Raw genomic sequence first — 10,181 nt, 5'->3', positions numbered from 1 at the left:
GGAGCGTGCGGACGCATCGGTGCCGGACGGTCGGGGAGGGCGGTCGGCATCCGGCTGGGCGCGGGGGGCTACCGCGGAGGGGCGCCCGGCCCGTCGTCCCCGGCCACTCCGGGGGCGGCCACCCTCCGTTACTTCTGGTGTCGCTGCACGGTCGGACGTGATGTCCGTTTCGGTTGCGCTGTCCGCACCCGGGTCATCGGCCGATGTCGCATCATCGAAGTGGAATGCCTCGCTTTGCCATGCCTCGTCGGCTGGCTGGGCCGGGTCAGGCTCGGTCCGCCGTCGATGGCGCCGGCGGCCGGTACGTGCGTGGGGAAGCAGATCGGCGTCATCGACACCGACTGTGACATCCATCCCGTATGGGTCATCGGGGTCGGATGCCCGCTGGTTGCGGGAGGCCGCGGACGGGAGGCGGGCTCCGATGAGGGAAACCGGTCGTGCATCGCCTTCCTCGCCGTGCGGTGCCTGTGGCACTTCGCTCACGCGCCGTCGCCCTCCCGGCTCTCTCATGGTTAGCTAGTGCCAGTTACCGTTACTTACTGTTACTTATCTTGGACTGTGGTCGGATCGATGTAACACGAGCTGTTCGAGTATGACAAGCTCAGGTTGAGGCTATCCAGGACATGTGGGTCGGTGTAACTTCCGGAACCGGACAGTCGTAAGCCCAACGGTCCGAACGGCCCGGATGGGCGGCCGGCTCGTCCGTCGACGTTCGGTCACCGAGGTCGGTCCACCTCGGCTTGGCCATCGTGGTCACGCAATGCAGTCAAGTGTGTCGATCATGCCGCAGATGGTGCCGGTAGCGCGCGGGTTTCGGTGAAGAGCGAGCACGGTGAGAAGAGCAGGCACGGTGAAGGGAGCATCGGTGGCGCAGGACGGCTACTCGATGACGGCGCGTCCGTCGTCCAGCCGCGCCGGGCTGCCGGCTGGTACGGCCCCGCCGCTGCGTGGCACGCCGGCTGGGAGTTCGCCGTCGCGCTCGGGGGCAGGTGGTGCGGGCGGTGGCGGTCTGGCGGCCGGTCTTGGCGCCTCAGCGGTGACCACTCCCGCGCCGGCCGCGACGATGTCCGCGTTGCCGACGGCCCCGCCACCGGTGCGGCCGTCCGACGATGACGACGTCCTCACCGTGGACGAGCTGGTCGCCTGGCTGCGGTTGTCCGAGAGCACGGTGCTCAAGCTGTTGTCCGAACGCGCGATCCCGGCCCGCAAGGTCGGCCACCAGTGGCGGGTGCGCCGCGGTCGGGTCCGGGACTGGCTGGACGGACGCGAATAGCCCAGCATGTCGACGATCCCCCGCGGCGCTGACCCTCGCCGCCCAGCACCGCCCGCCGGATCAGCCTGGCCGGGCAACCCCGTCGAGTGGGGTGGGTCGGCGCGGCCGCGTGCGGTAGGACTCGCCGGGTCGACACCCGCCGTGCTGCTGGTGCCGCTGCTGCTGGTGCTGGGGCTGTCCGGCTGCGGGTCGTTCGGGTCGGGTGGCATCCCCGCGCCGAAGCCGGCGACGACCACCGGTCCGCCGCCGGGGGCGAGCCAGGCACCTGGCCCACCGCTGGCCACGGCCACCGCGGGCGCCGCCCCCGCCGTCCCGGGCGGCCCGGTCGACCGGGCCGATCCGGCCGCGGTCGCCGCCGACTGTTTCACCCGCTGGCAGTCGTTCGACGCCCGCACCGACAGCGGGCCAGGCGCTGGTGTCGACCGGGCCCACGACTGCCTCACCGCCGACTTCGCGGCCACCCTCGGCGCCGGCGGCACCGGGGGGGCGGACGCCGACGCCCAGGCCTGGCAGGACCTGCGCGCCGCCGGGGTCCATTCGCAGATCAGCGTGCTGGCGACCACGCCGCTGGGCGGGATCGACACCACGGCGACCGGCCGGGTCGTGCTGCAGCTCAACGTCCGCCGGCAGACCGTGACCGGCGACCAGCCGGCGGTCGTCGCTGTCTCCACCCCCGCCGTGACCCTGCTCCGTCAGCAGGACGGCACGTGGCTCATCGCCGGGGCGGATCTCGCGAGCGTCGCCGGCGACGCACCGGGGCGGTGAGCCGCGGATGGCCCGCAGATTCCCACAGACCCGTCCCCGGCTGGCGGTCTGGGCAGGTATCGGTGCGGCGATGGTCGTCGGCGGGATCATCCTGCTGGCCTCGATGCTGATCCTCACGCTCGCCGGGCCGTTCATCGGCCATCACAACGGCAACACCGCGATCACGAACTCCAAGGGCATCCCCGAGGAGTACCTCCAGATGATCACGGATGCGGCGAACGCGGCGGGGTGTGACGAGGTGACACCGGCCCTGCTGGCCGCGCAGCTACAGCAGGAGTCCGGGTTCAATCCACAGGCCCGCTCGCCGGTCGGCGCGATGGGGATCGCCCAGTTCATGCCCGGCACCTGGGCCAGCCACGGCCAGGGCGACGTCTGGAACCCGGCCGATGCGATCCCCGCCGCCGCCCGCTACGACTGCGCGGTGGCGGCGAGCGTCACGGCGGTGCCCGGTGACGGCCAGGAGAAGATGCTCGCCGCCTACAACGCCGGTGCCGGCGCGGTGCTCGCCTACGCCGGTATCCCGCCGTACACCGAGACCCGCAACTATGTGCGGACGATCCTGGCACAGGCCCAGGTCTACGGTGATTCGATCGAGGACGGCGTGTCCGTGCCGATCGGCTCGCTCGAACCGGTGCTCGCCTTCATGGCCGCCCAGGTGGGCAAGCCGTACGTGTGGGGTGCGGTCGGGCCGGACACCTGGGACTGTTCCTCGCTCGTCCAGGCCGCCTACCGCACGATCGGTGTCCAGCTGCCGCGGGTGACCACCGACCAGCTGGCCTACGGCCCGCAGGTCGCCGGAGTCGACCCGCAGCCCGGCGACCTGCTGTTCACGCCCGGAACCGAGGGGACGGCCGACGCGCCCGGTCACGTCGGTATGTACATCGGCGACGGGCTGGTCATCGCCGCGAAGGGAGCCCGGTGGGGAGTCGTCGAATCCGACATCTCCTCGTGGACGGGAACCGTCGCGGTGACCCGTCCGCTCGCCAAGGACCTCGGCTGATATCCCCGCGGTCAGGCGAAGTTGCCCACGAAATCCGATAGGCCGGCGCCGACGCCCCCGAGGAAGGCGACGATGCTGCGGACGAGATCCGCGGCACTGGCGGGGGAAGTGACCAGGAAGAAGAGAACGAAGAGTCCAATTCCCCACTGGAACAGAACTTTGCTCATGCGGGACCTCGCAGCACAGCTAGCCGGTACGGCCGGACACCGACGTCGGCCTATCACCGACAGCATTTATCTACTCACCTTGAGTAGTTGCTGCAAGCGGAACCGCCGTGCACCCAGTGCCACGCTCGTTGCCTCTGTGTCCTTCACCCCGGTCGGGTGACCGAATCGGGGCGATATGAACATCCGGCCGTGATCCCGACGCGAAATCGGCGACAGGAAAGGGACGGGAAGCGGCCAGTAGGCGGACAGCCGTCGGCTGGCGTGTAATGAGGGAACCGCCCCGGGTCGGCGACGTCGACTCCCGGCCCGGTGCGGCCTGTACGTCCATCACCGTCAGGCCGGGGTGATCCCCTGGGCGAAATGGAAGAGGTTGTCCGGGTCATAGGTGCGTTTCGCCTGACGCAACCGGCCGAGATTGTCCCCGTAGTAGGCCCGCGCCCAGTCGGCGAGTTCCGGGTCGATGTAGTTCTGGTAGGACGAGGACGACACGTGCGGTGCCATCGCGGCGACCGTCGCCCGCAGCCAGGCCTCGTTGGCCGCCTTCGCCGCCGGTGGATCCCCGATGTCGTAGCCGGCGACGTACTGGGCGCTGGCGATCGTCGACCGGTGCACGAAGGCGGTGTCCGCCGGCGCGACCCGGTTGATCTCCCCACCCCAGGAGTCCAGGATGATCGCACCCGAGCGGGCCCCGGCGGTGCGCTGGCGCCGTTCGATCGCGGCCAGCATGGTGGCGACGCCGGCGGCCGACAGCGGCTCCCGCAGAAAGGCCGACGCCGCCCGCTGCGCCACCCGGGGCAGGGTGCCGCCGGGCGCACGGTCGCGCAGATGGCAGGCGGCCACCTCCAGGCCCGCGCAGCCCGCCTCGATCAGCATCGCCCGGCGGTGCTCCCGGGGGACGACCGAGACGCTGATCGGCCGCTGGCCGGCGGCGTCGGCCAGCGCGTCGAGCTGGGCGCGCACCGCGGCCACGCCGGCCTCGTCCGCCGGGCCGCAGGACACCCCGCTCAGTCGCAGCGCCGGCGTCCCACCGACACCGCCGCTGGGCACCGATGACACGACACAGGTCGACCAGAAGGTGTCCGGGGCGCCGCCGGGGTCGGAGATCCAACGCTGCCAGGCGGCCAGCACCTCGGCGCTCGCAGCCCACGGCCAGCGGCAGCTGACCAGCACCAGCGGTGTCGCCGCATGGGTGGCGAAGTCGAACGAGGTGACGATGCCGACGTTCCCGCCGCCACCACCCCGCAGCGCCCACAACAGTTCCGGATCATGACTGGCGTCGGTGCGCACGACCTCCCCGGACGCGAGGACCACCTCGGCGGACAGCATCCGGTCGCAGGTCAGGCCATGCCGGCGCCCCAGCACGCCGATGCCGCCGCCCAGGGCGAGCCCGGCGACACCCACCGTCGGGCAGGAACCCGCCGGCAACGCCCGTCCGGCCTGGCCGAGCTGGTCGTAGACGTCGACGAGGAGCGCGCCCGCGCCGATCCGGGCGGTCCCGTCCGCGTTGGGGGTCACCGTGGCCATCGCCGTCACGTCGACGACCAGGCCCGTGGTGGACGAGTATCCGCCGTAGCTGTGGCCGCCCGCCCGGGCCGTGATCGCCAGCTCCTGCTGCCGGGCGAACTCGACACAGGCCCGCACGTCCGCGGCTGACCGGGCGCGGGCGACGGCCGCCGGGCGAATCTCGTCGAACGCCGGGTCGAACAGCCGGCTCGCCGCCGGGTAGTCCGGGTCGCCCGGGCGCAGCAGCGGGCCGTCGAGCCGCGCGTCGAGGGCGGCCCAGGCCGCCGGCTCGGGTGACCCGGTGGGCGCCGCCGGTGTCGTGCCGTCCTGGCAACCGGCCAGCGCCCCGCCGCCCGCGACAAGCCCGGCCAGCCCCAGCCCACCCATACCCGCGGCCCGCAGCACCGACCGTCGATCCGGACCGCGCACCTGACCTCCCCACCGACCACCCGTCGATCAACCCGCGGACCCGCCCGCCGCGCCCGCCCGTCCGCCGTCCCGTGGGCCGCACCCGTTCGCCGCGGCGGCTGGCCGATGCGGGATCTGCCGCGAAGGTATGCCGTCAGGAGTCCGGTGGCCCACGCAGGACGGTCGTCAGGAACATGTCGGTGCCGACCCGTCGGATGCTCCCGTCACCGCAGGCCACGTAGAGCGCACCGGACGGATCCACCACCACGCCCGCGGGCCCGCTGAGGCTGACCTGGGTGGCGAGCGCGCCCTCCTGGTCATCGCTGGAATAGGACGCGGAGCCGGCCACCGTCGAGATGATGCCGTGCGGGTCGATCCGGCGGACCACGTTGTTGCCCGAATCGGCGATGTACAGCGAGCCGTCGGCGCCGAGCGCCAGACCCTTCGGGCTGTTCAGCAGGGCGCTGCTGGCGGCCCGGCCGTCACCGGTCCGGCCCGATCTGCCCGGGCTGCCCGCCACCAGGCTGACCGTGCCGGAGCGATCGACCCGGCGCACGGTGTCGTTGCTCCGGTCGGCGATGTAGAGCACGCCGTTCGGGGCGATCGCCAGGCCGCTGGGCTGGTAGAAGGTGGCGTTGATGGCCGGTCCACCGTCACCGGCCGAACCCGACTCGGTCCCGCTGCCGGCGACCGTGCTGATCTGGCCACCCTCGATCCGCCGAACCCGATAACCCTCGGTGACGTAGATGATGCCTTTGGCGTCCACGGTGAGGGCGGTCGGGTCGTCGAGGTAGGCACGCGGCGCGGCACCGGTACTGGCGACCGAACCGTCCGAGGAGCTGCGGCTGGTGCCGGCGACGGTGGTGATGGTGCCGTCCCGGGCGATCCGGCGGACCCGGCCGTTGTCGGACTCCGCCAGGTAGACGGCGCCGTCCGGGCCGATGGCGAGCCCCGCCGGTTCGCGTAGTTCGGCGCGTAGCGACTGCCCGCCGTCCCCCAGCACCGGTGTCGGCGACGGCGACGGGACGTTCCCGGTCGGTGTCGGCCGCGGCCCGCTACCGCCGATCAGGCCCGCCTGGCCCGCGGCGGAGAGCCGCACGATCTGACCCTGGCCGACCCCGTCACCGGGATCCGACACGTAGAGCGCGCCGTCGGGACCCAGCGCGATGCCAGCGGCGTCCGCCAGACCCTGGAACTGGACGGTCCTGCCGGCGTAGGCCGCCTGGCGGTTGTCCTGGTCGCCGCCGCCGGGCACCACCGTCTTCAGTACCAGCGCGACGGCGAGGCCCGCGACCACCAGCGACGCCCCCACCGCCAGCACGACGCGCCGCCGCCCCCCACCCGGCTGCCCACCGCCGGCCGGCCGCCGCCGCCGTCCAGCTCGGACGGTCGGGGCCGGCGGGCCAGCCACACCGGCAGGACGTCCACCGCCGTGGACGGCACCGGGGCCGGAGCTGATACCGGGCTGGTGGCCGGCCGCGGAGAGCACCTCGTCCGGCAGGCGGACGGGCACACCGCTGGCCGCGAGCCAGCCCGGACCGTAGGCCGCGGTCGTCGCCGCCGCGAGCCGGACCGCGAAGTCGAGCCCGGACGCCGGACGCCACCCCGCCTCCTTGGCCAGCGCCGCGATGATGATCTCGGCGATCGGCCCGGGAGCCTCCGGCATCGGCAGCGGCCGCACCGACAGGTGGTGATGCAGCAACGCGGCGACCGGCAGTTCCGGCGGGAACGGTGAGCGCCCGGCGAACAGTTCGTAGAGCACCACGCCGAGGGCGTACAGGTCGGTGGCGGGGCTCAGCGGCGAGCCGGTGATCTGCTCCGGCGCCATGTACCGCGGGGTGCCGACGAGACCGGTCGTGGTGGCCGCGGTCGCCTCGACGATCTTCGCGATGCCGAAGTCGGTGACCTTCGGTGTGCCGTCCGCGGTGAACAGCAGGTTGTCCGGCTTGATGTCGCGGTGCAGCACCCCGCGACCGTGCGCGGCGTCCAGCGCGACCGCGGCCGCGATGCCGATCGCGCTGGCCGCCCCCGGACCGGACAGCGCCCGGCCGCGCAGGCTGCCACCGGTGAGCTGCTCCATCACCAGCAGGCACAGGCCGTCGGTCTCGACATAGTCGTAGATCCGCACCACGTGGGGATGGTCCAGCCCGGCCAGCACCCGCGCCTCGTCGAGGAACCGGGCCCGCAGGTCACGTCCGCCACTGCCATGACCACCGCTGCCGCTGCCGCTGCCGTGACCGCCGCTGCCACCGGCGGGGTCGAGGTCGGCGGTGGTCAGCACCTTCACCGCCACCGGACGGTCGATCAACCGGTGGCGGGCGGCGACGACGACACCGAAACCGCCCCGGCCGAGTTCGTCACCGAGTTCGTAACCGGGCAGCCCCGCCGCGATCCGGTCCAGGTCGAGCTGATGTCTGGCCATGATCGCGGGATCAGCCGGTCTGGGCGATCGTCGTGATCGTGCCGTTCGGGTCGATCCGGCGGATCCGGTCGTTGCCGTTGTCGGAGACGAAGATCCCGCCCTCGCCGTCCACCACGACCGAGCTCGGGTTCTCGAACTGGGCGGCGGTGGCCGGCCCGCCGTCCCCGGAAAGGCCCTTGGTACCGGTGCCGGCGATGGTGGTGATGATCCCGTTCGGGTCGATCCGACGGACCCGGTTGTTGTTGTAGTCGGCCAGGTAGAACGTCTTCCCGTCGGTTCCGAGCGACACCGACGGCACGTTCAGCTTGGCGGCGGTGGCCGGCCCGCCGTCACCCGAGTAACCCTTCTCGCCGGTGCCCGCGATCGTGGTGATGATCCCGTTCGGGGTGACCCGCTGGATGGTGCTGCTGCCGAGGTCGGCGAAGTACAGCGTGCCGTCGGACGCCACGACGAGGTCGTTGGGGCCGTCGATGCGCGCCGCGGTGGCCGGTCCACCGGCGCCGGTGTACCCGGCGGTGCCGGTGCCGACGTAGGTCGTGATGATGCCGGCCGGGTCCACCTTGCGGATGCGGTGGTTCTCGTAGTCGGAGAGGTAGAGGCTGCCGTCGGGGCCGATGGCGACCTTCTCGGCGCTGTTGAGCTGGGCGGCGGTGGCTGGGCCGCCGTCCCCGCTGTAGCCGGCGGTACCGGTCCCGGCGACAGTGGTGATCACGCCGGACGGGTCGATCCGGCGGATGCGGTTGTTCTTCGCGTCCCCGATGTAGAGGTTGCCGGCCTTGTCGCGGATGGTCGAACCCGGGCCGTCCAACTGGGCGGACGTCGCGGGGCCGCCATCGCCGCTGTAGCCACCGGAACCGGTGCCGGCGATGTCGCTGCTCGCGCCGGCCGGTGTGATCCGCTGGATGCGGTCGGTCGCGAGACTGGAAACCAGCAGCGAGCCGTCCTGGTCGAGGTACAGGCTGTACGGGCTCAGGCCCTGCACGTTCAGCGCCGTACCCCGGTAGGCCGAGGCGGTACGAACGGTCGGGGACACGGTGTCGTCCTTGCCCCCGGAGTTCGCCACCGCCAGCACGACGCCGATGATGGCGGCGACCACCAGGACGGACGCTCCCGCCGCGAGGATCCACGGCGTCTTCGAACGCTGCCCGCCGGTTCTGGACCCCGGCCGGTGCGATCCGTGCGCACCCCCGGGACCGTGCCCACTCGGACCGTGCCCACCGGAGGGAAGCCCGCCGGGACCAGGCCCGACGGGAGCCCGTCCACCGAGACCCGGACCAGGGCTCTGCGGCCGGTACGGCGGGTTGGGCCCCGGACCGGGGCCGCCGCCGAGCGGCTGGGGCGGTGGTGTCCGCGAGGGTGGGGTGTGCGGCGGTGGGGTGTTCCCGGGCGGGAAGCCGCCCCAGCCGCTGGCCTGGCCCGCCCGCGCGGGTCGTCGGTGCCTGGGTGAACCGGCCGTCCTCGGCACCGGGCGGTCCCGCGGGATGTCCGCCGAAGCCCGCCGGTGGATAGCCGCCGGGGCGTCCCACTCCCGGTCCGGCCGGTCCCGGCCCGCCCATCCCGCCTGGTCCGGACGCCGCCGGGGTGTACGGGTTCCGCGGCGGACGGCCGGATGACGGCCCGCCCGGACCCGCGGACCCGCCACCGGGCCCACCCGGGCCGCCGAGGTATCCCGGCGTCGGGCCGGCACCGGGATATCCAGGACCCACCGGGCCAGGACCCACCGGGCCAGGACCCACTGGTCCAGGGCCCGGCCGTGGCCCGAGTCCTGGACCGGGAGTGGCCGGTCGTGGCGTCGTCGATCCGCCGAGCGCCGCCTCGCGGATCTCGTCGTCCACCCGGACCTTGATCTCGGAACGCGACAGCCAGTTCGGGCCGAAGGCACGCGCGCCGGCCCGTCCGAGTTCGAGGGCGAACTCGGACGCGTCCCCGAAGCGGACGTTCGGGTCCTTCGCCAGCGCCCGCATGATCACCGCCGAGATCGGTGGTGGCACACTGGTCAGCGGCTCGGGCATGACGGTCAGATGATGGTGGGTGAGCGGCTGCACGGCCATCTGCCGGCCGAACAGCGGCCGGCCGGCGATCATCTCGTAGAGCACCCCGGCGAGCGCGTACAGGTCCGTCGACGGGAACAGTCGGGCGCCCACGATCTGCTCGGGCGCCATGTAGCGAGGTGTGCCCAGGATGGCACTCGCCGTCGTCTCCGCACCATCGAAGATCTTGGCAATCCCGAAGTCGGTGACCTTGAGCAGCCCGTCACCGGCGAACATGATGTTGTCTGGGTTGACGTCCCGGTGCAGGACACCGTGGCCGTGCGCGTTGGCCAGCGCCGCCGCGGCGGCGATGCCGATCGAGCAGGTCGTCTCCGGGGACAGCGCGCCGGCGGCGATCCGCTGCTTGAGCGTGCCGCCCGAGAGCAGTTCCATGACGAGTAAGCAGGTGCCGTCATGCTCGACGTAGTCATGGATGCGCACGATGTGCGGATGGTCGAGTTCGGCCAGTACCCGGGCCTCGGACAGGAAACGGGCGCGCAGGTCGGGGTCGTCCGAGGTGTCCAGCAGGATCTTGATGGCGACCTTGCGCCCGATGAGCCGGTGCTGCCCGGCGAGTACCAGGCCATAGCCCCCTCGGCCGAGGTCACCCTCT

General features: G+C 72.6%; 8 protein-coding genes and 1 pseudogene. 4 read left to right on the top strand and 5 right to left on the bottom strand.

From position 1 onward, the window contains the following. The first annotated feature begins 865 nt into the window (after positions 1–865). The 3 genes from G6R24_RS22460 to G6R24_RS14015 are packed head-to-tail and all read left to right on the top strand — an operon-like array spanning position 866 to position 3,038. On the top strand, positions 866–1,273 hold the full coding sequence (locus G6R24_RS22460; RefSeq protein ID WP_225438514.1) for a helix-turn-helix domain-containing protein: 408 nt from the start codon (positions 866–868) through the stop codon (positions 1,271–1,273). Positions 1,274–1,279: 6 nt separating this feature from the next. Next, entirely contained in the window at positions 1,280–2,038 is a 759-nt protein-coding gene (locus G6R24_RS14020) for a hypothetical protein (protein WP_225438513.1), read from the top strand. A gap of 7 nt (positions 2,039–2,045) precedes the next feature. Continuing rightward, complete coding sequence (locus G6R24_RS14015; RefSeq protein WP_163549695.1) at positions 2,046–3,038, top strand: NlpC/P60 family protein; 993 nt, start codon at positions 2,046–2,048, stop codon at positions 3,036–3,038. 11 nt (positions 3,039–3,049) lie between these two features. Here G6R24_RS14015 and G6R24_RS21670 read toward each other — a convergent pair whose 3' ends face one another. From G6R24_RS21670 to G6R24_RS22455, 4 genes are all read right to left on the bottom strand, one after another. Continuing rightward, complete coding sequence (locus G6R24_RS21670) at positions 3,050–3,205, bottom strand: hypothetical protein (protein ID WP_175084912.1); 156 nt, start codon at positions 3,203–3,205, stop codon at positions 3,050–3,052. Positions 3,206–3,538: 333 nt separating this feature from the next. Further along, the gene (locus G6R24_RS14010) at positions 3,539–5,095 is read right to left on the bottom strand and encodes an FAD-binding oxidoreductase (protein WP_163549696.1); all 1,557 of its coding nucleotides are present in this window, start codon (positions 5,093–5,095) and stop codon (positions 3,539–3,541) included. Positions 5,096–5,270: 175 nt separating this feature from the next. Continuing rightward, positions 5,271–7,538, bottom strand: a complete 2,268-nt coding sequence (locus G6R24_RS14005; protein WP_163549694.1) for a serine/threonine-protein kinase — start codon at positions 7,536–7,538, stop codon at positions 5,271–5,273. A gap of 10 nt (positions 7,539–7,548) precedes the next feature. Then, complete coding sequence (locus G6R24_RS22455; RefSeq protein WP_225438512.1) at positions 7,549–8,634, bottom strand: NHL domain-containing protein; 1,086 nt, start codon at positions 8,632–8,634, stop codon at positions 7,549–7,551. A 680-nt stretch (positions 8,635–9,314) separates the two neighbouring features. Here G6R24_RS22455 and G6R24_RS22450 point away from each other — a divergent pair. Then, a complete protein-coding gene (locus tag G6R24_RS22450; protein ID WP_225438511.1) occupies positions 9,315–9,563 on the top strand; it encodes a hypothetical protein in 249 nt (82 codons plus the stop codon). Here G6R24_RS22450 and G6R24_RS22445 read toward each other — a convergent pair. Continuing rightward, a pseudogene (locus G6R24_RS22445) lies at positions 9,524–10,123 on the bottom strand (serine/threonine-protein kinase); the annotation flags it as partial. The gene G6R24_RS22450 and the pseudogene G6R24_RS22445 overlap by 40 nt on opposite strands. Between the last annotated feature and the right edge of the window lie 58 nt (positions 10,124–10,181).

The sequence above is a fragment of the Candidatus Frankia nodulisporulans genome (assembly GCF_902806475.1).
Lineage (GTDB): Bacteria > Actinomycetota > Actinomycetes > Frankiales > Frankiaceae > Frankia > Frankia umida.
Note: the sequence above shows the minus strand (reverse complement) of the source record. Positions and strands in the feature narration are given on the sequence as shown.